Origin of the sequence: Rathayibacter iranicus NCPPB 2253 = VKM Ac-1602 (assembly GCF_003149025.1) — a bacterium.
Classification (GTDB): domain Bacteria; phylum Actinomycetota; class Actinomycetes; order Actinomycetales; family Microbacteriaceae; genus Rathayibacter; species Rathayibacter iranicus.
On the sequence record NZ_QGDV01000003.1, the window covers coordinates 271257 to 293155 of the forward strand.

Genomic DNA, 21899 nt, shown 5'->3' on the forward strand with positions numbered 1-21899 from the left:
GTTGTAGAAGATGCCTCGCAGTCTCAAGAAGGGCCCCTTCGTTGACGACCACCTGCTCCGCAAGGTGTTCACCGCTAACGAAGCCGGCAACAAGAACGTCATTAAGACCTGGTCGCGCCGATCGATGATCATCCCGGCGATGCTGGGTCACACCATCGCGGTCCACGACGGTCGCAAGCACATTCCAGTGTTCGTGACCGAGACCATGGTCGGCCACAAGCTCGGCGAGTTCGCCCCCACTCGGACCTTCCGTGGTCACGAGAAGGACGACAAGAAGGGCCGTCGCCGCTAAGCGGCGACGAGAAGGAGGAGAGAAATGGTGGAGTCGATCGCACGCGTGCGACACATCCGCGTCACCCCCCAGAAGGCTCGCCGTGTCGTGAACCTGATCCGCGGAAAGCAGGCTCAGGAGGCACTCGCCATCTTGAAGTTCGCGCCGCAGGGTGCGTCCGAGCCCGTCTACAAGCTCGTCGCCTCGGCGATGGCGAACGCTCGCGTCAAGGCTGATGCCTCAAACGAGTACCTCGACGACCAGGACCTGTTCGTGTCCCGCGCCTTCGTCGATGAGGGAACCACCCTCAAGCGATTCCAGCCCCGTGCTCAGGGTCGTGCCTTCCGCATCAACAAGCGCACCAGCCACATCACCGTCGTGCTGGCCACTCCTGAGGAGGGGACCAAGTAATGGGTCAGAAAGTAAACCCCTACGGTTTCCGTCTGGGAATCACCACCGACCACGTGTCGCGTTGGTTCTCCGACAGCACCAAGAAGGGCCAGCGGTACAGCGACTACCTCGCCGAGGACGTCAAGATCCGCCGACTTCTCGCCACGCAGCTCGACCGTGCGGGCGTTGCTCGCATCGAGATCGAGCGCACCCGCGACCGCGTCCGTGTCGACATCCACACTGCCCGCCCGGGCATCGTGATCGGTCGCCGCGGTGCCGAGGCCGAGCGCATCCGCGCCGACCTCGAGAAGCTCACGGCCAAGCAGATTCAGCTCAACATTCTCGAGGTCAAGAACCCCGAGGCCGAGGCTCAGCTGGTCGCCCAGGGTATCGCCGAGCAGCTCTCCGCCCGCGTGGCTTTCCGCCGCGCGATGCGTAAGGGTCTGCAGGGCGCGCAGCGCGCCGGCGCCAAGGGTGTTCGCATCCAGGTCTCCGGCCGCCTCGGCGGCGCCGAGATGAGCCGTTCAGAGTTCTACCGCGAGGGACGCGTGCCGCTGCACACCCTTCGGGCGAACATCGACTACGGCTTCTACGAGGCGAAGACCACCTTCGGCCGCATCGGCGTGAAGGTCTGGATCTACAAGGGCGACATCACCAATAAGGAGCTCGCCCGCGAGCAGGCGAACAGCAAGTCGTCGCGCCCCGAGCGCAGCGACCGACCACGCCGTGCCCCCCGCCAGCAGAGCGAGGCGCCCGTCGCAGCAGGAGTTGAGGCATAACCATGTTGATTCCGCGTCGAGTCAAGCACCGCAAGCAACACCACCCGGGCCGTTCCGGCCAGGCCACCGGTGGCACCAAGGTGTCGTTCGGTGAGTTCGGCATCCAGGCCCTCACGTCCGCCTATGTGACCAACAGGCAGATCGAGTCCGCTCGTATCGCCATGACGCGCCACATCAAGCGCGGCGGGAAGGTCTGGATCAACATCTACCCGGACCGCCCGCTAACCAAGAAGCCCGCCGAAACCCGCATGGGTTCCGGTAAGGGCTCGCCGGAGTGGTGGGTCGCTAACGTCAAGCCGGGCCGCGTCCTCTTCGAGGTCGCCGGTGTCGATGAGCAACTTGCTCGCGAAGCCATGACCCGTGCCATCCACAAGCTGCCCCTCAAGGCACGCATCATCAAGCGCGAGGAGGGAGACGCGTAATGGCGATCGGATCCAAGGAGCTCGCCCCCGCCGAGCTCGACACTTTTGAGGACGAGCGTCTCGTCACCGAGCTGAAGAAGGCCAAGGAGGAGCTGTTCAACCTCCGCTTCCAGTCGGCCACCGGTCAGCTCGATACCAACGGCCGCCTCCGTGCCGTCAAGCGCGATATCGCCCGCATTTACACGGTCATCCGTGAGCGCGAGCTGGGTATTCGCGCCACCCCCGCACCCGTCGAGGCTCCGGCCAAGGCGGAGAAGAAGTCCAAGACCAAGAAGGCCGCCAAGGCTGAGGTCGAGGCGACCGAGTCGACAGAGGAGGCCAAGTAATGGCAACCGTCAATGACACCGCCGGCCACGAGTCGGCCGCGCACGACGTCAAGCAGGAGGGCGCTCGCGGTTACCGCAAGACCCGCCGCGGCTACGTCACCAGCGACAAGATGGACAAGACCATCACCGTCGAGGTCGAGGACCGCGTGAAGCACCCCCTCTACGGCAAGGTCATCCGCCGCACCTCGAAGGTCAAAGCTCACGACGAGCTGAACACCGCGGGAATCGGCGACCTCGTCGTCATCAGCGAGACCCGTCCCCTCAGCGCCTCCAAGCGCTGGCGCCTGGTCGAGATCCTCGAGAAGGCCAAGTAGGCCGCGGCCTACTTGAGTTAGCAGGAGAGACACATGCTTCAGCAAGAATCCCGAGTCAAGGTTGCCGACAACACCGGCGCCAAGATGCTCCTCACCATTCGAGTCCTCGGAGGCTCCGGTCGCCGCTACGCCGGTCTCGGCGATGTCATCGTCGCCACCGTCAAGGACGCCATTCCCGGTGGGAACGTCAAGAAGGGCGATGTGGTCAAGGCCGTCATCGTTCGGACCATCAAGCAGACCCGTCGATCCGACGGCTCATACATCAAGTTCGACGAGAACGCCGCCGTCATCCTCAAGAACGACGGGGACCCCCGCGGCACCCGCATCTTCGGACCGGTCGGTCGCGAACTCCGCGACAAGAAGTTCATGAAGATCGTCTCGCTGGCACCGGAGGTTATCTAGTCATGGCCAAGATCAAGAAGGGTGACCTCGTCCAGGTCATCTCGGGGGCTACCCAGGAGCGCGGCGGAGACCGTGGCAAGCAGGGCAAGGTCCTCGAGGTGCTGGTCGAGCGCAACCGCGTCGTCGTCGAGGGTGTGAACTTCGTCAAGAAGCACACCCGCGTCGGTCAGACGCAGCGAGGCTCGAAGGAGGGCGGCATCGAGACTGTCGAGGCGTCCATCCACATCTCGAACGTCGCGATCGTCGACCCGAAGACCAAGAAGCCGACGAGGGTTGGCCACCGCAACGTGGCCGTCACCAAGGATGGCGTGACCAAGACCGTTCGCGTGCGCTACGCGAAGGCGTCGGGTGAGGAACTGTAATGACTGACACCACCGCAGTGGCTGCGAAGGTTCAGCCGCGGCTCAAGGCCAAATACCAGGCCGATATCATCCCCGCTCTCCAGGAGCAGTTCGGTTTTGGCAACGTGCACCAGGTTCCCGGCCTGGTCAAGGTTGTCGTGAACACGGGCGTTGGCGAGGCTGCCCGCGACGGCAAGATCATTGATGGCGCGGTCAAGGACCTCACCGCTATCACCGGTCAGAAGCCGCAGATCACGAAGGCCCGCAAGTCCATCGCGCAGTTCAAGCTGCGCGAGGGTCAGGCCATCGGCGCACACGTCACCCTCCGTGGTGACCGTGCGTGGGAGTTCCTGGACCGCCTGCTCTCGGTGGCGCTGCCGCGCATCCGCGACTTCCGCGGTCTCTCGGACCGCCAGTTCGACGGCAACGGCAACTACACCTTCGGTATCACGGAGCAGTCGATCTTTCACGAGATCGACCAGGACCGCATCGACCGCGTCCGCGGCTTCGACGTCACCGTTGTGACCACCGCGAAGACCGACGACGAGGGACGCGCGCTGCTCAAGCAGCTCGGCTTCCCATTCAAGTCCTCGGACAAGGCGTAAGCAGCATCCTCGAGGCCGGGGGACGGTGAGAACCGCCCTCCGGCCTCGTCGTTCGTCCGCGGATCATCGCGGGCACGATCGGCCCTCGACCGCAGACCATCGGCCATGTATCATGGCACGTTGGCCTGCGCTCGCGCGGCCGCATGGGCGTCGACGTCGTCGGCGCCGTCCCACACCACAGGTCGGCACTCTTGTAAAGGGTGTCGAAACCAGGCGAGAAAGGCACCATCAGCCATGACCATGACTGATCCGGTCGCAGATCTGCTGACCAGAATCCGTAACGCGAACTCAGCGCACCACGACTCCATCACCCTCCCCGGCTCGAAGCTCAAGGCGAACATCGCCGAGATCCTCAAGACCGAGGGCTATATCGCCGACTGGAAGGTCGAGGAGGCGCGCGTCGGCACGACGCTCTCCATCTCCCTCAAGTACGGCCCCAACCGCGAGCGCTCCATCGCGGGCATCAAGCGGGTCTCGAAGCCCGGCCTCCGTGTCTACGCGAAGTCGGCCGAGATTCCCACCGTGCTCGGCGGCCTCGGCGTCGCCATCCTGTCCACGTCGAGCGGTCTGCTGACCGACCGCCAGGCCGAGAAGAAGGGCGTGGGTGGGGAAGTCCTCGCCTACGTGTGGTAATCCCTTATGTCGCGTATTGGAAGACTTCCCATTGAAATCCCGGCGGGCGTCGACGTCTCCGTCGCCGGATCCGCGGTAACCGTCAAGGGCCCGAAGGGCGAGCTGACCGTTCCGGTCGCCAGCCCCATCCAGGTCGCCGTCGAGAATGGTCAGGTCCTGGTCTCGCGGCCTGACGACGAGCGCGTGTCGCGCTCGCTCCACGGCCTCACCCGCACGCTCATCGCGAACGACATCATCGGTGTCACGCAGGGCTACTCCAAGGGCCTCGAGGTCGTCGGGACCGGATATCGCGTTCTGGCGAAGGGCTCGGACATCGAGTTCGCGCTCGGCTTCTCGCACCCGGTCGTCGTGACCCCGCCCGCGGGCATCTCGTTCACGGTCGAGGGCAATAACAAGCTCACTGTGCACGGCATCTCTAAGCAGGCCGTCGGTGAGGTGGCCGCCAACATTCGTAAGATCCGCAAGCCCGAGCCCTACAAGGGCAAGGGCGTGCGCTACGCCGGCGAGGTTGTTCGCCGCAAGGCCGGAAAGAGCGGTAAGTGATCATGGGACTCGGAACCAGAGGAAAGAGCAAGTCCGCTGCGCGCGGTCGTCGTCACGACCGTTTGCGCAAGAGGGTCGTCGGATCCGCCGAGCGCCCCCGCCTCGTCGTCAACCGTTCGGCTCGCCACGTCTTCGTGCAGATCGTCGATGATGCGCAGGGTCGAACCCTCGTGTCGGCGTCGACCCTCGAGGCCGACCTGCGCGTGTTTGACGGCGACAAGACCGCCAAGGCCCGCAAGGTTGGCGAACTCGTCGCCGAGCGTGCCAAGAACGCCGGTGTCGAGGCGGTCGTCTTCGACCGCGGAGGCAATAAGTACGCCGGTCGCGTTGCCGCGATCGCCGATGGAGCACGAGAGGCAGGGCTCAACCTGTGAGCGCGGCAGAGAACAAGGAACCCGAGGTCGCCGCAGTGTCGGAGGCCCCCGTCGAGACCGCTGCGTCCACGCAGCCGCAGCAGGAGGCTCGTGAGCCCCGCCGCGGCGGCCGCGACCGCAACCAGGGTGGCCGCGACCGCGGTGGACGTGACTCCGAGAAGAGCCAGTTCCTCGAGCGCGTCGTGACCATCAACCGCGTGTCGAAGGTCGTCAAGGGTGGTCGTCGCTTTAGCTTCACCGCGCTCGTGGTCGTCGGAGACGGCAATGGACTGGTGGGCGTCGGCTACGGCAAGGCCCGCGAGGTCCCGACCGCCATCTCCAAGGGCGTCGAGGAGGCGAAGAAGAACTTCTTCCGTGTTCCGCGCGTCGGATCGACCATTCCGCACCCCGTCCAGGGTGAGGCCGCCGCCGGTGTCGTGCTCCTGCGCCCCGCCGCGGCGGGTACCGGTGTCATCGCCGGTGGTCCCGTTCGCGCCGTCCTCGAGTGTGCCGGCATCCACGACGTCCTGAGCAAGTCGCTCGGCTCGTCGAACACCATCAACATCGTCCACGCGACCGTCGAGGCTCTGCAGCAGCTCGAGGAGCCGCGCGCCGTCGCCGCTCGTCGAGGTCTCGACTTCGATCAGGTCGCTCCGGCCCGTCTCGTCCGTGCCGAGGCCGACGCTCTCGCCGCCGCGTCCAACGCGAAGGCAGGTGCCTGATGGCCCAGCTCAAGGTGACCCAGGTCAAGTCGAAGGTCAGCGAGAAGCAGTACCAGCGGGACACGCTGCGCTCGCTCGGCCTCAGGAAGATCGGTCAAAGCGTGGTCCGCGAGGACAACGCCCAGAACCGCGGATACGTGAAGACCGTCGCCCATCTGGTGAAGGTCGAGGAGATTGACTAATGGCTGAGACGAACAACGCCGCCGCGGAGTCCACGACTTCCGCGTCGGCGTCCACCACCAAGGGTGCGACGGCGCCGACGACCAGAGAGCATGTGCTCAAGGTCCACCACCTCCGTCCCGCCGCCGGCGCTAAGAAGGCCAAGACCCGTGTCGGTCGCGGTGAAGGCTCGAAGGGCAAGACGGCCGGGCGCGGCACCAAGGGCACCAAGGCTCGCTACACGGTGCGCATCGGTTTCGAGGGTGGGCAGATGCCGCTGCACATGCGCACTCCGAAGCTCCGCGGCTTCAAGAACCCGTTCCGGGTCGAGTACCAGGTCGTGAATCTGTCAGCTCTCGCGGATCTCTACCCCCAGGGTGGGGAGGTCACCGTCAGCGACCTCGTCGCCAAGGGTGCCGTCCGCAAGAACGAGAAGGTCAAAGTCCTCGGGGACGGCGACATTGCGGTTAAGCTGAACGTCGCGGTCGACAAGGTCTCCAGCTCTGCCGAGCAGAAGATCGTCGCGGCGGGCGGATCCATCAAGTAGCACCAGCAGCTTGTCGGTCGAGCTTGCCACGCCGACTCCCTCCGGGAGCGCGTGGCAAGCTCGACCTGTATCCCGCACCACAGAACTGAGCAGGAGACCCTAGGTAGTGTTTGGCGCCGTAGCGCGGATCTTCCGCACCCCCGACCTCCGCCGCAAGATCGGCTTCACTCTCGCGATCGTGGCGATCTTCCGGCTGGGATCTTTTATCCCTGCTCCGTTCGTCAGCTTTAGCGCCGTGCAGGCGTGTCTCGCGGGCAACCAGGGCACCTCAGGGCTCTACGAACTCGTGAACCTCTTCAGCGGTGGGGCTCTGCTCCAGTTGTCGATCTTCGCGCTGGGGATCATGCCGTACATCACGGCGTCCATCATCGTTCAGCTGCTGCGGGTGGTCATCCCGCACTTCGAGACGCTGTACAAGGAGGGGCAGTCCGGTCAGGGCAAGCTCACGCAGTACACGCGTTACCTCACGATCGCGCTCGGTGTCCTCCAGTCGACCACCCTCATCACCGTCGCCCGCTCGGGTGCGCTGTTCGGCAACTCCGGAGTGCCGGAGTGCTCGGCGCTCATCATCACCGACGAGTGGTACTCCATCCTGCTCATGGTCATCACCATGACCGCGGGCACCGGCATCATCATGTGGATGGGCGAGCTCATCACCGAGCGCGGCATCGGCAACGGCATGTCGCTGCTGATCTTCACCTCGATCGCCGCTCAGTTCCCCACGTCGCTCTGGTCGATCGCGCAGTCGCGCGGCTTCGAGACTTTCCTTCTCGTTCTCGGCGTGGGCCTCGTACTCGTGGTCGCCGTGGTCTTCGTGGAGCAGTCGCAGCGGCGGATCCCCGTGCAGTACGCGAAGCGCATGGTCGGCAGGCGCACTTACGGCGGCAACAACACGTACATCCCGATCAAGGTCAACATGGCCGGCGTCGTGCCCGTCATCTTCGCTTCGTCCCTTCTCTATCTGCCCGCGCTCATTGCGCAGTTCAACCAGCCGGGCGCGGGCCAGGCGGCGCCGGGGTGGGTGTCGTGGATCACGAGCTACCTCACCAAGGGCGACCACCCGCTCTACATGGCGCTGTACTTCCTCCTGATCGTCGGGTTCACCTACTTCTATGTCGCGATCACCTTCAACCCCGACGAGGTAGCCGACAACATGAAGCGTTACGGCGGCTTCATCCCCGGTATTCGCGCCGGCCGCCCGACCGCCGAATACCTGAACTACGTGCTCACCCGCGTGACCCTGCCCGGGTCGGTCTACCTGGGGCTCATCGCGTTGGTGCCGCTTGTCGCGCTTGCGCTGGTGGGCGCGAACCAGAACTTCCCGTTCGGCGGCACGTCGATTCTCATCATCGTCGGAGTCGGACTGGAGACGGTGAAGCAGATCGACTCCCAGCTGCAGCAACGCCACTACGAAGGACTCCTCCGATGAGCTCGAATCCGGTCGGCTTCCGTCTCCTGCTGATCGGCCCTCCGGGCGCTGGCAAAGGGACCCAGGCCGCCCGGCTCAGCGACATCCTCGAGGTGCCCGCCATCTCGACCGGCGACATCTTCCGCGCGAACGTTGCGAACGAGACCGAACTTGGCCTCCAGGCAAAGACCTACCTCGACGCGGGCCATTACGTTCCTGATGAGCTGACCAACGCGATCGTGCACGACCGGCTCCAAGAGGCCGACGCATCGACCGGGTTCCTGCTCGACGGCTACCCGCGCACGACGGAGCAGGTCGACGAGCTCGACAGGATTCTCGCCGCCGATCACAACCGCCTCGACGCGGTCGTCCAGCTCACCGCGGACCCCGACGAGGTCGTCGCCCGCCTGCTCAAGCGCTCGCTCGAGCAGGGGCGCAGCGATGACACCGAGGAAGTCATCCGCCGCCGCCTCGCGCTCTACGAGGAGCAAACTGCTCCACTCATCGACGTCTACGCTGCCCGCGGCATCGTCGTCGTGGTCGACGGCCTTGGTCCGGTCGAGGAGGTGACCGAACGAATCGTCGTCGCGCTCGAGGGTCATCGGGTCAGCCGCCTCGATAATCCAGCCGCCTGATCGTGGCGCTACGTTCCTCCCTCTACAAGACGCCCGTGCAGTTACGAGCCATGATCGCCCCCGGGCTGGCGACGGCCGCATCGCTCGATGCGGTTCGTGCTGCGATCCGTCCCGGCATCACGACGCTCGAGCTTGACGCAATCGCCGAAGCGGCGATCGTCGAGCGCGGAGGGCACTCGAACTTCCAGCTCGTCCCGGGGTACCGGCACACGATCTGCGCGTCGATCAACGACGAGGTCGTGCACGGCATCCCCGGCGACCGTGTGCTCGAGCCCGGCGACATCGTCTCGATCGACAGCGGCGCCGAGATCGACGGCTGGAACGGCGACTCTGCGATGACCCTGGTTCTCCCCGATCCTGCCGGACAGCACGAGGAGGTCGCGGCGCGGCTCGAACTCTCGCGGGTCACCGAGGGCTCGCTCTGGCGCGGGATCGCCGCGCTCGCCTCCGCTCGGCACCTCAATGAGGTTGGCGCCGCGATTGAGGGGTATGTCGAGGATGAGGCGGAGCGGACCGGCCGCGTGTACGGGATCCTCACCGATTACATCGGCCACGGCATTGGCCGGTCCATGCACGAGGCGCCGCCGGTCTTCAACTATCGGGTTCGCCAGCGCGGCCCGGAGGTGAAGCCCGGTCTCGTCGTCGCGATCGAGCCGATGGTCACCGCGGGCGGCGCCGAGACCGTTGTGCGTGCGGATGAGTGGACCGTGGCAACCGAGGACGGCACTGCTGCCGCGCACTGGGAGCACTCGGTTGCCGTGCACAGCGACGGCATCTGGGTCACGACGCTTGCCGACGGCGGCGCTGCGGGGCTCGCGCAGTACGGGATCGTGCCAACGCCGATCGCCTGAGGATCGGGTCCAGTCAGCTGTCGATCACCCGGACCAACTCCTCGATGAACGCTGCGAAGTCGGTGGAGCGACGGACCAAGCGCTGCACCTCCGCTCGCTCCGCAAAGACCTCCACGAACTGGTCGAAGACCGACTGGAAGGTGCTGCGCCCCGTCGACGCGAAGGCGATCATCGCGATGACGTTCACCCGCTGCTCGCCCCACTCCATCGGGACGTCGTTAACGACGATCGCGATCGAGGTTCGTTGCGCACTCATTGCCATCGCGTGCGGCACAGCGAGGTTGTCGGTGAATGCCGTCGAACTCATCCGCTCCCGCTCGATCGCCCCGGCGACGTAGTCCTCGTCGATGATGCCGCCAGCGATCATGCGGCCTCCCAGCATTCGGATCATCGCCGCCTCGTCGCGGGCGTGCACGTTGCGAAAGAACAGCGATTCGTCGAAGAACTGCAGGAGTTCGTCCTTGATCTGCGCCCGGCGCCGATGCCGGCGGACGCGCGCGATTGCCCGGCGCACCGTCTCCACATCGTGATCGGTGAGAAAGGGCTGCACAACGACCACATCATCGGCGTAGGGCCGCTCGGCGATCGTCGTGATCACGAGGTCGGCGGTCAGCCGGTCCCAGTCGACATCGCTGCGCGTGATCAGGGAGCGGACCTCGACCTCGGTTCCTAGTGATCGTTCGACCCGAAGCCGCAGCATGTGCGCGAGATCGTAGTAGTTCGGGCACACGATCACGCACGAGAGCCGCTCCGCCCGCCGCGAGACGCGCTCGAGGAACGAGCCGACATGCAAGGCGATGTAGGCGATCTCGTCCTCATTCACCGCGATACCGCGGCGGCGCTGCAGTCCACTGGCGAGGAAGACGGCGATTTCGTAGGTCATGGGGTAGCTGGTCTTGATCGAGCGCGTCAGCGGGTTCCGGGAATAGCCGCCCTCGGAGGCGCGGGCGACGAGATTGCGGACATGGAGGGCGAGCCGCACGATAAAACCCTCGTCGTCCAAGTCGACGAGGTACTCGCGATTGACATCGGCGACGAGCGCGCGGACCACGGCGAGGTCCTCCGGGTCGAGATAGTTTTCGGCGACCGCGGCGACCGGCTCGTTGTGCCCGGGAGTCGCCACGCGGGTCGTCATCAGGATCGCCAGCTGCGCAAGCTCGGCGTCGGTCAAGCGCGTCGCAAAGTGCCGCTCGACCAGCTCAGCCAGCAGCGCGGCCAGCTCGCCGTGGATCGCGGGAGAGGGGTGGGAGCCGGAGGGGTCGCCGATGCCTCGCGCGACCCGATCGACCGCGATCGCGATATGCAACAGGACGCTATTCACTCCGTAGTCATTGATGTAGTAGCCGCGGGTCTCGAGCGCGGCCAACAGCTCGGTCTTGAACGCGCCCAAGCCGGGGGAGGCAAACTCGCGCTGTACATCGTCGAGCGTGAACACACCCTGCGCGCTCTCGTCGCGGAACATCCGTGAGATCAAGCGGCGGCGCGCCTCCTCGCTGCCCTCCAGCCGCACAGAGGGGCCGCGCCGGAGAATGCTGAGTCCGGCCTCGTCGGCGAGTGCTTTCACCCGCCGCACATCCGCATCGATGGTCGACTCACTCACGGACAGCACCTCGGCGAGGGCGGGCACGTCGAGTCCCTCGTTGCCCTCGACCAGCCGACGCACGATGCTGTAGAGCCGGTCGCGCGGGGTGTCCGGCTCGACGTCCCGGCTGCGCTGCGCGTCGAGGAACGCGGCATACGCCTCGCGAGCGAGGCGATAGCCGTTCGCGGAGGACTCGACGGGCTCGAGCGGAGCGGCCTGTGCCTTGACTGCGGTGACGTAGCTGCGGACGCTGCGGGTCGTCACCCCCAGCCGGTCGGCCAGCTCGTGCGCGGTCACCCAACCATCGGCACGGGAGAGATACTCCAGCAGACGTTCGCGGTTGTCAGGCATCAGGCTCCAGGCGTGCGGACCGGGGCGGACGCGAGGAGCGCCACGACCCTGCCGCGGGCCCGCTCGGAGCGGGCAGCGAGTCGTTCTTCCTGGCAGTCAATCACCTCGTCAGCACACGGGGGAGCCCCCGCGCCGCCGCGGCTTCCGCCCCTGCGGAAGATTGTCTACGTCACGCCCGTGCTCCTCGTCACTGATGCTTGGATGGTCCACGACCCGGACGCGAGGAGGCGAACGCGGTGCGGAAGATCCTCATCGTCTGCGGGGCAGGCGCATCGAGCACGTTCCTGGCCCACCGGCTGAGAGCGGGCGCAAAAGAGCACGGCATGGATGCCGTGTTCCGGTCCGAGACCCTCACGGGTCTGGAGGAGTCTCTCCCCGATGCGGACGTCCTGCTGGTGGGTCCGCACCTCGAGTCGCAGTTCGACGTACTCCGCCTCCGTGCGGAGCATGTGGGAGCCGCGGCCGCTCTTCTCCCGCACGACGTCTTCGGAGCGCACGGTGCCGATGCCGTGCTCGAGACCCTGCCCGCCCTCTTCGCCGCTCGCGCGGTCGTCGCGGGAACGGACGAGGACTCCTCCACCCGCCCGGACACCGAGCCCGACTCCGGGCACCACTGATGCAGCCATCGCTGCAGGATCAAGGAGAAACGTTCATGGTCGAGCGCACCGTGCAAGTTGCATCGTCGAAGGGCCTCCACGCCCGCCCCGCCTCGCTTTTCAGCCAGGCCGCGGCGAAGTCGGGTCAGAAGGTCCTGATCGCGAAGGGCGACGCCACGCCGGTCAACGCTGCGTCGATCCTCGGGATCATCTCGCTCGGCATCGAGCACGGCGACGCGCTCACCGTCAGCGTCGAGGGTGACAACGAGGAGGCCGTGCTCGAGGAACTCGCCACGTTCCTCACCACCGACCACGACGCCTGATACCCCTCCGCCCGAATCCCCGCGCACGACAGGAACGAGCACCCATGACGCTGTCCACTCCTCAGACCGCCTACGCCTCCGCCAAGCTTCTCGGCACCGGGGTCGGACGCGGACTGGCCCTCGGGCCTGTTCTGCGCATGCCGGAGCCGCTTCCCGAGCCCGAGGACGTCGCCAGCACTCGGACCGTCGTGCAGGAGGAGGAGCGCGCTGTTTCGTCGCTCTCCGCCACCGCCGCAACGATTCGCCACCGTGGTGAGCGGGCCGGCGGCTCGGCGAAGGATGTCCTCGACGCGCAGGCCCTGATGGCCGAAGACCCGTCGCTCGCCGAGGACGTCAAGACGCGGATCGCCGGGGGCAAAACAGCCGAGCGAGCCGTGCACGAGGCCTTCGCCGGCTTCCGCGACCTGCTTGTGGCGATGGGCGGCTACATGGCCGAGCGCGCGGCCGACCTCGACGACGTTTCGCAGCGCGTCGTCGCCCACCTGCGCGGCGTCGCTGCTCCGGGTGTTCCGGAGTCGGACCAGCCGTTCGTGCTCGTTGCCCGCGATCTCGCTCCGGCCGACACTGCTTTGCTCGATCTCGACAAGGTTCTCGGCCTGATTACCAGCGACGGCGGTCCGACCTCGCACACGGCGATCCTCGCTCGTGAGAAGTCGATCACTGCCATCGTCGGCACAACCGGTGCGCTCGACCTGCGTGACGGCCAGCTGGTCATCCTCGACGCCGCCTCTGGCGTCGTTACGGTGAATCCCTCGGACGCCGAGATCAGTGCCGCGAAGTCGCTGATCGCCGAGCGTGCCGAGATGCTCGCCGCCCCGGTCGCTCCCGGCGCCCTCGCTGACGGCCACGCCGTGCCGCTGCTCGCGAACCTCGGCTCGGTCGACGGAGCGGCGAATGCCGTCGAACTGGGAGCCGAGGGTGTTGGCCTGTTCCGCACCGAGTTCCTTTTCCTTGATGCAACGGAGGCGCCGACCGTCGCCGAGCAGGCCGAGCAGTACACACGCCTGCTCGCCGCCTTCCCCGGTCGCAAGGTGGTCGTCCGCGCGCTCGACGCCGGTGCTGACAAGCCGCTGAGCTTTCTCAACGACAGCCACGAGGAGAATCCGGCGCTGGGTCTGCGCGGATTGCGTGCCCTCCGTGCGAGCGAGCAGATCCTGCGCGACCAGCTCACCGCTCTCGCGCACGCCGACGCCGCCACCGATGCCGACCTGTGGGTCATGGCACCGATGGTCGCGACCGTCGACGAGACCCGCTACTTCACGGCGATGGCGCGGGAACTCGGCATCCGCACCGCTGGTGTGATGGTGGAGGTCCCCTCCTCCGCGCTGCTCGCCGACCGCATCCTCGGAGTCGCTGACTTCGCCTCGATCGGCACCAACGATCTCACCCAGTACACGCTCGCTGCGGATCGGATGCTCGGCACAGTCTCGGCGTTCCAGGACCCGTGGCACCCGGCCGTGCTCCGCCTCGTCGGAGAAGTCGGCCGTGCGGGAGCGGCGCTGGGCAAACCCGTCGGCATCTGCGGCGAGGCCGCCGCTGATCCGCTGCTCGCCGTGGTCCTCGTCGGCCTCGGCGCGACGACCCTCTCGATGTCGCCGTCGGCTCTTGCAGACGTGCGCGCCGAGCTGGCCGAGCACACCCTCGCCGAGGCTAGACGGTACGCCGAACTCGCGCTCGCGGCCGAGAGTGCCGCCGACGCCCGTTCTGCGGTGACGGAGGCGATCGCCGCCTCCTGATCCACGGATCCCCACAACCCACCCCCGCACTACCCAACTACCCCGCCTGCACTACCCCGCCACTCGGGAGTCGGGACGCCTCAGGAGCGTCTCGGTCACCCGGACCTAAAAATCGGAGAACAACCACATGACAACGACGTCAGCGACGTCGACGCGCGGTGGAGCGCGCGTCTACGTCCAGCGATTCGGCACCTTCCTCTCGGGGATGGTTATGCCCAACATCGCGGCCTTCATCGCCTGGGGCTTCATCACGGCCCTCTTCATCCAGACCGGATGGCTCCCGCTCCTCGGCGTCGACGCCACCTGGGTCCAGCAGCTCGGCGGGTGGAGCACCAACCCCGACGTCATCAACGTCGGACTCGTCAGCCCGATGATCACCTACCTCCTCCCGCTTCTCATCGCGAACACCGGTGGCCGCATGGTCTACGGCGCACGCGGAGGAGTGGTCGGCACTATTGCGACCATGGGCGTCATTGTCGGTGCCGGCATCCCGATGTTCATCGGCGCCATGATCATGGGCCCGCTCTCGGCATGGCTGATGAAGAAGATCGACGCGCTTTGGGACGGCAAGATCAAGCCCGGCTTCGAGATGCTGGTCAACAACTTCTCGGCCGGAATCCTCGGTCTGGTTCTCGCGGTCCTCGCCTTCCTTGGCGTCGCGCCAATCATCGCCGCCTTCTCCGGCGCGCTCGGAGTCGGCGTGGAATGGCTGGTCAACGCCGGTCTGCTCCCGCTGACCTCGATCTTTATCGAGCCGGCGAAGATCCTGTTCCTCAACAACGCGATCAACCATGGCGTGCTCACCCCGCTGGGCGTGCAGCAGGCGGAGGAGACGGGCAAGTCCTTCCTCTTCCTCCTCGAGGCCAACCCCGGCCCCGGCATGGGCGTTCTGCTCGCGTTCTCGATCTTCGGCGTCGGCGCCGCCCGCGCCTCCGCTCCTGGTGCGGCGATCATCCACTTCATCGGCGGTATCCACGAGATCTACTTCCCGTATGTGCTGATGAAGCCGGCCCTGCTCGCCGCCGTCATCCTCGGCGGCATGACCGGAGTCGCGACCAACGTCGCCTTCAACTCCGGCCTGCGCGCCCCCGCTTCGCCCGGCTCGATCATCGCGGTGCTGCTGCAGACCGCGAATGACAGCTTCCTCGGCGTGATCCTCTCGGTGATCCTCGCGACCGCTGTGTCGTTCCTCGTCGCCTCGGTGATCCTGCGCGCAAGTCGCAAGCGCGACCTCGCCGCTGCGGAGGAAAACGACGACAAGCTCGCCGCCGCCGTCTCCGCAAACGAGGCCAACAAGGGCAAAGAGAGCGCCGTCGGCTCGCTGATCAATGCCCGCGGCGCTAACGCCCCGCAGGACTCCTCGGGCGCTTCGACCGCGGGGGCCACGGCCACCGCGACCCAGGTCCGCTCCATCGTCTTCGCCTGCGACGCCGGTATGGGATCGTCCGCTATGGGCGCCTCGGTACTGCGCAACAAGATGAAAAAGGCGGGCTATGAGGACGTCACGGTCACCAACAAAGCGATCGCCGCTCTCGAGGACGACGTGGACCTGGTCATCACCCAGGCCGAGCTCACGGAGCGCGCCCGCCAGCGCACCCCGGGCGCTATCCACGTCTCCGTCGACAACTTCATGAACAGTCCGAAGTACGACGAGGTCGTCTCGCTGGTCGCGGAGCAGCACGGCAAGTAGTACGCCACCTCGGAGAAGGGAACCCGTAGGGTGCGACAGAGCGGACACGCTCCGCTCGCCCCCGCGGGTTCCCTCATTGTCAGCACCTTTACGGAAGGACGCACGCCATGAGCGAAGTGCTCACCATCGGACAAATCAACGCCTCCGGCACCGCCACGACGAAGGAGGCCGCCATGAAGGAGGCCGCCGACATGCTGGTGGGAGTCGGCGCAGTCACCACCGCCTACTACGACGCCATGCTCGCCCGCGAGGCGACCGTCTCGACGTACATGGGCAACCTCCTCGCCATTCCGCACGGCACGAACGACGCGAAGGACGAAATTCGCTCGTCCGCCCTTTCTTTTGTCCGCTACGCGCAGCCCATCGACTGGAATGGCAACGAGGTGCGCTTCGTCGTCGGTATCGCTGGCGTCAATAACGAGCACCTCGAAATCCTCTCGAAGATCGCCATCATTTTCTCGGAGGAGGACGACGTGCAGAAGCTCCTCGACGCTCCCGACGCGCAGGCGCTCTACAGCCTGCTGGGTGAGGTCAACTCCTGATGCCCACAGCCGTCCACTTTGGCGCCGGCAACATCGGCCGCGGCTTCGTCGGCCTGATCCTGCACGGTGCCGGATATGAAATCGTCTTCGCCGATGTCAATGCGGACCTGATTAGCCAACTTGCCGCCGCCGACAGGTATGAGGTGCACGAGGTGGGGGAGGAGCCGACGACCCACCTCGTTGATCGCTTCCGCGCGATCGACTCCTCCGCCGACGAGGAGGCGCTCGTGCGCGAGATCGCCGCGGCCGACATCGTGACGACAGCCGTCGGGCCGAACATCCTCCGCTTCGTCGCGCCGGTGATCGCCAAGGGCCTCGCCGCCCGCGCGGAGTCGGCACCGCGACTGGCGGTCATGGCCTGCGAGAACGCGATCAACGCCACCCGCCTGCTCCAGACCGAGGTCGCCGCGAACCTGGGCGCGGACGAGTGGGAGCGTCTGCGCTCGCGCGCTGTCTTCGCCGACACGGCGGTGGACCGCATCGTGCCCAACCAGGCGCCGGGCCAGGGCTTGGACGTCACCGTCGAGACATTCTTCGAGTGGGTCATCGACCGCACCCCTTTCGCGGGGAGTGAGCCGGAGCTCCCGGGCGCGACCTACGTGGACGACCTGGAGCCGTTCATCGAGCGCAAGCTCTTTACGGTGAACACGGGCCACGCGACGGCGGCCTACGTCGGCTTCGCGGCGGGAGCGCACAAGCTCTCGGACGCGCTCGCGCTGCCCGAGGTGCGCGACGCGGTGCAGGCCGCGCTCGAGGACACGAAGGCACTCATCGTCGCGAAGCACGGTTTCAGCGATGCGGAGCAGCAGGCGTACCTCGAGAAGACGCTGAAGCGCTTCGCCAACCCGTACCTGACGGACACGGTCGACCGGGTGGGCCGCCAGCCGCTGCGCAAGCTCTCGCGGCACGAGCGCTTCATCGGGCCGGCGGCCGAACTCGCGGAGCGCGGGCTGGTCCCCGAAGGGCTGCTCGCGGCCATTGGCGCTGCGCTTCGCTTTGACGTGCCGGAGGATCCGCAGAGCGTTGAGTTGAAGCAGAAGCTGGCGGCGCTCTCGCCGGAGGAGTTCGTCGCCGACGTCACAGGCCTTGCTGCCGGGCACCCGCTCTTCCCCCACCTCGTGGCGGTCGTGCGGGGCTAACCCCGCTGCGACGGGCGCAGGAGGTCCCGCCTCGGCCGGGATCTCCTGCGTTCACGGGCATGACGCGCGGTGCGAACTGGCTGTCCTCCCCATCGAGGTCGAGGCGCACCTTTCTTTCTCGTCCGCCGAGGAATTGGTAAGGACGATCTCGAGCTTTTCGTTCACGCTCTAGCCGAAGAAGAGTGGTCCATCTCGGCGCAGTCGTGGTGCCCAGCACAGACGCGGCGGCCAGTCGCTCCGCGGAGGTGGGGACTGTCCGCCAGGCTCAACCTGACGAGGATCGTCTGCCGCGAACAACACACCTCACGCAGAGCGGATAGTCACGCCTCAACTATCGCGCCATCTTGGTTGGCCGTCGCGGAGAGGGTAGCTAAAATCTCACGATGCCTGCCCATTTTGCTCCACTCTTCGACGGCGAGGTCCGGGTGTGGCAGCAGGCCGTCCGCGGAGCATCAGCCGAGGACCGGGCCCTGCTGGACAGGGTCGAGACCGAGCGCGCGGCTCGCTACCTACGAGCGTCGGATCGCGATCGATTTGTGACTGCCGCGGTGACGCTCCGTCGTGCTGTTGCGGCCGTCACGGGGTTCGCAGCGGCGGAAGTCGTCGTGGACCGGACCTGCGTGGGGTGCGGGCGACCGCATGGCAAGACGACGTTGAAGACGTTGGGGATCGAGGCATCGCTGTCGCATGCCGGCGAGGTGGTCGCTGTCGCGCTGACCACGATCGGCCCCGTCGGGGTCGATGTCGAGCGGGTGGCGGAGATCGATTTCGCTCGTCTGGACGAGCAGATCACGGCGCCGGGCGAGTTGGCGTCGGCTTCGCGGCTTGAGGTCTTTCAGCGCTGGACGCGCAAGGAGGCCGTGTTGAAGGCGGTTGGCACCGGTATGGACACCGCCATGGCAGAGGTTCGGCTCGGCCTGGCGGAAGGCGGGCACACTGTACTCGCTTGCCCTGGCGTGGCCGACGTCGCCTTGCGCGACCTGGACGTCGAGGACGGATACGTCGGCGCTGTCGCGGTCGTCGGCCGGGCTGCGCCAATCGTGAGCATTCGACGCGCCAGGCCGACCTGAGATAGATTCCGTTGTGCTACGGTGACACTCGCTCACCTCGACGTTCTGTCGGGGCTGCACTGAAACCGATGGCTTCAGGGGTCAAACCGGATCCGCTCGCCTAGCAGTGACTCACTCCCATAATCTTTGAGGTCTCACCGTGGCTAATCATCCAGCGTCTTCTACCTGCGCGCGCCAACCGAATGCTGATCCGCTCTTCGCGGCTCGGACCGCTTTCGCGGCGGTCTCGAACGGCGTCGCAGCATGAGCGGACTATATGCACGACCCGCCAGGGATAACGATCGTCCACTACGTGTTGCGCTGCTCGGCGCTGGCGCGGTTGGCAGCCAGGTCGCCCGCTTGCTGCTCGAGCACCGTGACGAACTCGGAGACCGGGTCGGCGTAGACGTTGAACTGGTCGGTGTCGGCGTACGCACTTCGGACCCGTGCAAGTATCCCGACATCCCGTCGGTACTGCTCACGTCCGACTTCGAGCAATTGATCGTCGGCGCCGACCTCGTGATCGAGGTGATCGGCGGCATCGACCCGGCGAAGCGTTTGATTGAATTGGCGCTCAGCTCCGGATCAGACGTGATCACGGCGAACAAGGCTCTGCTTGCCGCCTACGGCGCGGAACTTTTTGCCCAAGCCGAGCGGTTCGGAGCTGAGATTCACTATGAGGCTGCCGTGGCCACAGCGATTCCCATTGTGCGCCCGCTGAGCCAATCCCTCGCGGGGGACCGGGTCACCCGAGTGCTCGGGATCGTCAACGGCACGACCAATTTCATCCTCGATCGGATGGACGCTCACGGCGAGAGCTTCGCCGAGGCTCTTGCGACGGCAACGGCCGCCGGCTACGCCGAAACAGATCCGACCGCCGACATTGAGGGTCTGGACGCCGCGAACAAGGCAGCGATTCTCGCCCGGCTTGCCTTTCACCAGGATGTGCCGCTCGAGTCGGTGTACCGGGAAGGGATCACGCGGATCACTCGGGAGCAAATCGACTCGGCACGACTGAACGGCCTGGTGATCAAACTTCTGACCATCTGCGAACAAATCTTCGGTCCGGGCGGAGAACCAGTCGGGATCAGTTCGCGCGTCTACCCGGCGCTGATCAGTCGTGACCATCCGCTCGCGACCGTCCGCGGCGCCTACAACGCGGTGTTTGTCGAGGCAGAAGCCGCGGGAGACCTGATGTTCTACGGTGCCGGCGCGGGCGGCGCCGAGACGGCGTCGGCGATTCTCGGTGACCTTGTCTCTGCGGCGCGTCGGCACGTCGCGGGTGGCCCCGGAATGACGCCGGTCGTTGTCGGCTCCCTTCCCATGGTGCCGATGGGGGATGTTTTCACGCGATATCAGGTTGCTCTCACCGTCGTCGATCGCCCCGGTGTGCTGGCGAGAATCGCGGCAGTGTTCGCGGACAATGACGTCTCGGTGGAGACCCTCACTCAGACCTCACCGCGAGAACGAGGGGCCAGAGCAGATTGCGATCACATTGCGACCCTTCTCATTGGAACCCACTCGGCGCCGGAAGGCAAGCTCCGAAGTACCGTCGCCGCGCTGGATCGACACGAGTGCGTCCGTGCGGTGACGTCGATACTTCGCGTCGAATGACGTTGAACAATCTAAGTGTGAATTGCATTCACCCTTCTCTGGAGCACTCGCGTCTGTGGGGTGTCGTACCGGAGTGTAGCGGCAACGCGGGCGAGCCTCCGATACCCGCCAGCGACATTTCGGCTGCGGCCTTGCGTCTCGCGGGAAATATTTACTTCGTCACAACTTGCGTGTCCCTCGGCAATTAAGATGCGGGCACGCTAATTCACAAACATGGAGGTTTGATGCGAAAATCGCGGGATCAGATCCTTAAGTCAAGCTATAGTGGTTCGGACAATTTTCCGCCAGATCGGTTCAGGCAAGTATTCAGAAGCCACGCTGCCGGCGTCTGTCTCGTAACGGCGGAATCAGGCGGACGGCTGGCCGCTCTGACGGTAACAAGCGTTTCGTCGGTGAGCGCGGAGCCGCCGGTTTTTGCGTTCTCGCTGTCGGCGCTCTCTTCGGCGGCGGTGCACGTGGCGCGGGCCGACAGTGTTGTCGTTCATATGTTGGATGAGCGCAGCATCGATTTGGCGCTTCTCGGGGCGAGAAGCGGAGTCGATCGCTTCGCGAATACCGACGGCTGGCGTCGGCTGCCGACCGGAGAGCCCGTCTTCTGCGGTGCGCGGACGTGGCTTCGAGGGCAGGTCTTCGAGCGAATCATCATCGGGGAGTCCACCATAATTATTGCAGGTGCAGTCGAGAGTAGCTTAGACGACGATTCAGAGCACGAGGAAGAAGCCCGCCCGTTGCCACTCGTCTACTACGACCGGGCCTGGCACTCGGTGGGTGATCACTCGCGGATTAACAACTAAATTTCGGCTTGCGTTACTTCACCCCCATCTTCACACATCCTGCACTCGCCGTGCCGTCGCGGGGGTGAGTTAGTCACGTCCGCACATATACGACGAACGCCAATACTTCATTGAATTCAAGAACATCAAACTGACAGGAATAGTTCTTTGGCACTTAGCATGTGGGTCACCTGTTTCATGGCATCGTGGATATTTTCACTCTCGCCCGGGTCAGGCTCCGTATTCTCAATGACGAATGGATTGAACTACGGCTTCCGCCGCGGATACTTCGGCGCCATCGGCCTCGTTATAGGCCTCTGGGCGGTATTCCTGGTCGTTGTCGTCGGCCTGGGAGCCATCATCCAAGCATCTCCATTGGCCTTCAATGTTCTGAAATGGGCCGGCGTAGGATACCTGTTCTATCTCGGGCTCACGCAGTGGTTTTCCAAGGCGACGCCCATCTCGGTCTCTCGAACCGAAGGATCGATGGCGAGCATTGGCGGATTGATCGGAAAGGGCATCGCCCTGAACGCCATCAATCCAAAGGGCTACATCTTCATGTTGGCGATCATCCCGCAGTTCCTCGTCTCCTCGGCCCCGATGCCACCGCAGTACATTGCCGTCGCCCTAACCTTTGCGTTCACTGATCTCGTCGTGATGGCCGTCTACACTGGACTCGCGGCGAAGGTGGCCGGGTACCTGAAGACCGAGAAGCAGATCAAGTTCGTCAACCGACTGTTCGGCGCTCTCTTCATGGTCGCAGCCCTCGTTCTCGCGACCTTCCAGCAGGTCGGGCACTGACG

The 21899-nt window shown here is 65.6% G+C and carries 29 protein-coding genes; 28 read left to right on the top strand and 1 reads right to left on the bottom strand.

All coding sequences use genetic code 11. The features are described from left to right. Positions 1-10: 10 nt before the first annotated feature. From rpsS to map, 18 genes are all read left to right on the top strand, one after another. On the top strand, positions 11-292 hold the full coding sequence (rpsS, locus tag B0H03_RS05455) for a 30S ribosomal protein S19 (RefSeq protein WP_055787078.1): 282 nt from the start codon (positions 11-13) through the stop codon (positions 290-292). A gap of 24 nt (positions 293-316) precedes the next feature. Beyond that, on the top strand, positions 317-682 hold the full coding sequence (gene rplV, locus B0H03_RS05460) for a 50S ribosomal protein L22 (protein WP_082480979.1): 366 nt from the start codon (positions 317-319) through the stop codon (positions 680-682). Continuing rightward, positions 682-1440, top strand: a complete 759-nt coding sequence (rpsC, locus tag B0H03_RS05465; RefSeq protein ID WP_085475022.1) for a 30S ribosomal protein S3 — start codon at positions 682-684, stop codon at positions 1438-1440. The genes rplV and rpsC overlap by 1 nt, the downstream gene beginning before the upstream one ends. Before the next feature lie 2 nt (positions 1441-1442). Continuing rightward, positions 1443-1862 (top strand): 50S ribosomal protein L16, encoded by a 420-nt coding sequence (gene rplP / locus B0H03_RS05470; RefSeq protein ID WP_104265223.1) that lies wholly within the window; start codon positions 1443-1445, stop codon positions 1860-1862. Continuing rightward, complete coding sequence (rpmC, locus tag B0H03_RS05475; protein ID WP_104265222.1) at positions 1862-2188, top strand: 50S ribosomal protein L29; 327 nt, start codon at positions 1862-1864, stop codon at positions 2186-2188. The genes rplP and rpmC overlap by 1 nt, the downstream gene beginning before the upstream one ends. Beyond that, positions 2188-2502: a 30S ribosomal protein S17 gene (rpsQ, locus tag B0H03_RS05480; protein ID WP_104265221.1), complete on the top strand. Its 315-nt coding sequence runs from the start codon at positions 2188-2190 to the stop codon at positions 2500-2502. The genes rpmC and rpsQ overlap by 1 nt, the downstream gene beginning before the upstream one ends. Before the next feature lie 33 nt (positions 2503-2535). Continuing rightward, positions 2536-2904, top strand: a complete 369-nt coding sequence (gene rplN / locus B0H03_RS05485; RefSeq protein WP_104265220.1) for a 50S ribosomal protein L14 — start codon at positions 2536-2538, stop codon at positions 2902-2904. Between the two features lie 2 nt (positions 2905-2906). Beyond that, a complete protein-coding gene (gene rplX, locus B0H03_RS05490; RefSeq protein WP_104265219.1) occupies positions 2907-3266 on the top strand; it encodes a 50S ribosomal protein L24 in 360 nt (119 codons plus the stop codon). Then, positions 3266-3850 (top strand): 50S ribosomal protein L5, encoded by a 585-nt coding sequence (rplE, locus tag B0H03_RS05495; RefSeq protein ID WP_104265218.1) that lies wholly within the window; start codon positions 3266-3268, stop codon positions 3848-3850. Before rplX ends, rplE begins: the two co-directional genes overlap by 1 nt. A gap of 234 nt (positions 3851-4084) precedes the next feature. Continuing rightward, positions 4085-4483: a 30S ribosomal protein S8 gene (rpsH, locus tag B0H03_RS05500; protein WP_068209423.1), complete on the top strand. Its 399-nt coding sequence runs from the start codon at positions 4085-4087 to the stop codon at positions 4481-4483. A gap of 6 nt (positions 4484-4489) precedes the next feature. After that, positions 4490-5026, top strand: a complete 537-nt coding sequence (gene rplF / locus B0H03_RS05505; RefSeq protein ID WP_104265217.1) for a 50S ribosomal protein L6 — start codon at positions 4490-4492, stop codon at positions 5024-5026. A 2-nt stretch (positions 5027-5028) separates the two neighbouring features. Further along, a complete protein-coding gene (rplR, locus tag B0H03_RS05510; protein ID WP_104265229.1) occupies positions 5029-5400 on the top strand; it encodes a 50S ribosomal protein L18 in 372 nt (123 codons plus the stop codon). After that, positions 5397-6101 carry a 30S ribosomal protein S5 gene (gene rpsE, locus B0H03_RS05515; protein WP_104265216.1) on the top strand — a complete coding sequence of 235 codons (705 nt, stop codon included), beginning with the start codon at positions 5397-5399 and terminating at the stop codon, positions 6099-6101. The genes rplR and rpsE overlap by 4 nt, the downstream gene beginning before the upstream one ends. After that, positions 6101-6283 carry a 50S ribosomal protein L30 gene (gene rpmD / locus B0H03_RS05520; protein ID WP_173248919.1) on the top strand — a complete coding sequence of 61 codons (183 nt, stop codon included), beginning with the start codon at positions 6101-6103 and terminating at the stop codon, positions 6281-6283. The genes rpsE and rpmD overlap by 1 nt, the downstream gene beginning before the upstream one ends. Beyond that, the gene (rplO, locus tag B0H03_RS05525; protein WP_104265215.1) at positions 6283-6807 is read left to right on the top strand and encodes a 50S ribosomal protein L15; all 525 of its coding nucleotides are present in this window, start codon (positions 6283-6285) and stop codon (positions 6805-6807) included. Before rpmD ends, rplO begins: the two co-directional genes overlap by 1 nt. Positions 6808-6913: 106 nt before the next feature. After that, the gene (gene secY / locus B0H03_RS05530; RefSeq protein WP_104265214.1) at positions 6914-8236 is read left to right on the top strand and encodes a preprotein translocase subunit SecY; all 1323 of its coding nucleotides are present in this window, start codon (positions 6914-6916) and stop codon (positions 8234-8236) included. Further along, the gene (locus B0H03_RS05535) at positions 8233-8850 is read left to right on the top strand and encodes an adenylate kinase (RefSeq protein ID WP_104265213.1); all 618 of its coding nucleotides are present in this window, start codon (positions 8233-8235) and stop codon (positions 8848-8850) included. The genes secY and B0H03_RS05535 overlap by 4 nt, the downstream gene beginning before the upstream one ends. 2 nt (positions 8851-8852) lie before the next feature. Then, the gene (gene map / locus B0H03_RS05540) at positions 8853-9701 is read left to right on the top strand and encodes a type I methionyl aminopeptidase (RefSeq protein WP_241560436.1); all 849 of its coding nucleotides are present in this window, start codon (positions 8853-8855) and stop codon (positions 9699-9701) included. Between the two features lie 13 nt (positions 9702-9714). On the opposite strand, the gene B0H03_RS05545 is transcribed toward map, so the two are convergent. Beyond that, a complete protein-coding gene (locus B0H03_RS05545; RefSeq protein WP_104354347.1) occupies positions 9715-11634 on the bottom strand; it encodes a BglG family transcription antiterminator in 1920 nt (639 codons plus the stop codon). Positions 11635-11870: 236 nt separating this feature from the next. Here B0H03_RS05545 and B0H03_RS05550 point away from each other — a divergent pair, with 236 nt between their 5' ends. From B0H03_RS05550 to B0H03_RS05595, 10 genes are all read left to right on the top strand, one after another. Further along, a complete protein-coding gene (locus B0H03_RS05550) occupies positions 11871-12251 on the top strand; it encodes a PTS sugar transporter subunit IIB (protein WP_160487242.1) in 381 nt (126 codons plus the stop codon). Positions 12252-12286: 35 nt separating this feature from the next. Continuing rightward, positions 12287-12553: an HPr family phosphocarrier protein gene (locus B0H03_RS05555; RefSeq protein WP_104265210.1), complete on the top strand. Its 267-nt coding sequence runs from the start codon at positions 12287-12289 to the stop codon at positions 12551-12553. Between the two features lie 44 nt (positions 12554-12597). Further along, positions 12598-14289 (top strand): phosphoenolpyruvate--protein phosphotransferase, encoded by a 1692-nt coding sequence (gene ptsP / locus B0H03_RS05560; RefSeq protein WP_104354345.1) that lies wholly within the window; start codon positions 12598-12600, stop codon positions 14287-14289. 127 nt (positions 14290-14416) lie between these two features. Next, complete coding sequence (locus B0H03_RS05565; RefSeq protein WP_104265208.1) at positions 14417-15979, top strand: PTS mannitol transporter subunit IIBC; 1563 nt, start codon at positions 14417-14419, stop codon at positions 15977-15979. A 107-nt stretch (positions 15980-16086) separates the two neighbouring features. Next, complete coding sequence (locus tag B0H03_RS05570) at positions 16087-16521, top strand: PTS mannitol transporter subunit IIA (protein WP_104265207.1); 435 nt, start codon at positions 16087-16089, stop codon at positions 16519-16521. After that, positions 16521-17660 carry a mannitol-1-phosphate 5-dehydrogenase gene (locus B0H03_RS05575; RefSeq protein ID WP_104265206.1) on the top strand — a complete coding sequence of 380 codons (1140 nt, stop codon included), beginning with the start codon at positions 16521-16523 and terminating at the stop codon, positions 17658-17660. Before B0H03_RS05570 ends, B0H03_RS05575 begins: the two co-directional genes overlap by 1 nt. 383 nt (positions 17661-18043) lie before the next feature. Continuing rightward, entirely contained in the window at positions 18044-18730 is a 687-nt protein-coding gene (locus tag B0H03_RS05580) for a 4'-phosphopantetheinyl transferase family protein (protein ID WP_104265205.1), read from the top strand. 243 nt (positions 18731-18973) lie between these two features. Continuing rightward, complete coding sequence (locus B0H03_RS05585; protein WP_104265204.1) at positions 18974-20323, top strand: homoserine dehydrogenase; 1350 nt, start codon at positions 18974-18976, stop codon at positions 20321-20323. A 224-nt stretch (positions 20324-20547) separates the two neighbouring features. Beyond that, entirely contained in the window at positions 20548-21117 is a 570-nt protein-coding gene (locus B0H03_RS05590; protein WP_104265203.1) for a flavin reductase family protein, read from the top strand. Between the two features lie 177 nt (positions 21118-21294). Further along, on the top strand, positions 21295-21897 hold the full coding sequence (locus B0H03_RS05595; protein ID WP_258062032.1) for a LysE family transporter: 603 nt from the start codon (positions 21295-21297) through the stop codon (positions 21895-21897). The last annotated feature ends 2 nt before the right edge of the window (positions 21898-21899 follow it).

Excerpts from the sequence above, each read along its gene's own strand:
- rpsS (WP_055787078.1), top strand. The coding sequence starts at position 11 with ATGCCTCGCAGTCTCAAGAAGGGCCCCTTCGTTGACGACCACCTGCTC.
- rpsQ (WP_104265221.1), top strand. The coding sequence starts at position 2,188 with ATGGCAACCGTCAATGACACCGCCGGCCACGAGTCGGCCGCGCACGAC.
- rplR (WP_104265229.1), top strand. The coding sequence starts at position 5,029 with ATGGGACTCGGAACCAGAGGAAAGAGCAAGTCCGCTGCGCGCGGTCGT.
- B0H03_RS05570 (WP_104265207.1), top strand. The coding sequence starts at position 16,087 with ATGAGCGAAGTGCTCACCATCGGACAAATCAACGCCTCCGGCACCGCC.
- B0H03_RS05545 (WP_104354347.1), bottom strand. The coding sequence starts at position 11,634 with ATGCCTGACAACCGCGAACGTCTGCTGGAGTATCTCTCCCGTGCCGAT.
- rplN (WP_104265220.1), top strand. The coding sequence starts at position 2,536 with ATGCTTCAGCAAGAATCCCGAGTCAAGGTTGCCGACAACACCGGCGCC.
- B0H03_RS05590 (WP_104265203.1), top strand. The coding sequence starts at position 20,548 with ATGCGAAAATCGCGGGATCAGATCCTTAAGTCAAGCTATAGTGGTTCG.
- rplE (WP_104265218.1), top strand. The coding sequence starts at position 3,266 with ATGACTGACACCACCGCAGTGGCTGCGAAGGTTCAGCCGCGGCTCAAG.
- rplP (WP_104265223.1), top strand. The coding sequence starts at position 1,443 with ATGTTGATTCCGCGTCGAGTCAAGCACCGCAAGCAACACCACCCGGGC.
- rplF (WP_104265217.1), top strand. The coding sequence starts at position 4,490 with ATGTCGCGTATTGGAAGACTTCCCATTGAAATCCCGGCGGGCGTCGAC.
- rpsC (WP_085475022.1), top strand. The coding sequence starts at position 682 with ATGGGTCAGAAAGTAAACCCCTACGGTTTCCGTCTGGGAATCACCACC.
- B0H03_RS05565 (WP_104265208.1), top strand. The coding sequence starts at position 14,417 with ATGACAACGACGTCAGCGACGTCGACGCGCGGTGGAGCGCGCGTCTAC.
- rpmD (WP_173248919.1), top strand. The coding sequence starts at position 6,101 with ATGGCCCAGCTCAAGGTGACCCAGGTCAAGTCGAAGGTCAGCGAGAAG.
- B0H03_RS05595 (WP_258062032.1), top strand. The coding sequence starts at position 21,295 with ATGGCATCGTGGATATTTTCACTCTCGCCCGGGTCAGGCTCCGTATTC.
- rplX (WP_104265219.1), top strand. The coding sequence starts at position 2,907 with ATGGCCAAGATCAAGAAGGGTGACCTCGTCCAGGTCATCTCGGGGGCT.
- ptsP (WP_104354345.1), top strand. The coding sequence starts at position 12,598 with ATGACGCTGTCCACTCCTCAGACCGCCTACGCCTCCGCCAAGCTTCTC.
- rpsH (WP_068209423.1), top strand. The coding sequence starts at position 4,085 with ATGACCATGACTGATCCGGTCGCAGATCTGCTGACCAGAATCCGTAAC.
- rplV (WP_082480979.1), top strand. The coding sequence starts at position 317 with ATGGTGGAGTCGATCGCACGCGTGCGACACATCCGCGTCACCCCCCAG.
- rpmC (WP_104265222.1), top strand. The coding sequence starts at position 1,862 with ATGGCGATCGGATCCAAGGAGCTCGCCCCCGCCGAGCTCGACACTTTT.
- B0H03_RS05585 (WP_104265204.1), top strand. The coding sequence starts at position 18,974 with ATGAGCGGACTATATGCACGACCCGCCAGGGATAACGATCGTCCACTA.
- B0H03_RS05575 (WP_104265206.1), top strand. The coding sequence starts at position 16,521 with ATGCCCACAGCCGTCCACTTTGGCGCCGGCAACATCGGCCGCGGCTTC.
- B0H03_RS05535 (WP_104265213.1), top strand. The coding sequence starts at position 8,233 with ATGAGCTCGAATCCGGTCGGCTTCCGTCTCCTGCTGATCGGCCCTCCG.
- B0H03_RS05555 (WP_104265210.1), top strand. The coding sequence starts at position 12,287 with ATGGTCGAGCGCACCGTGCAAGTTGCATCGTCGAAGGGCCTCCACGCC.
- B0H03_RS05580 (WP_104265205.1), top strand. The coding sequence starts at position 18,044 with ATGCCTGCCCATTTTGCTCCACTCTTCGACGGCGAGGTCCGGGTGTGG.
- rplO (WP_104265215.1), top strand. The coding sequence starts at position 6,283 with ATGGCTGAGACGAACAACGCCGCCGCGGAGTCCACGACTTCCGCGTCG.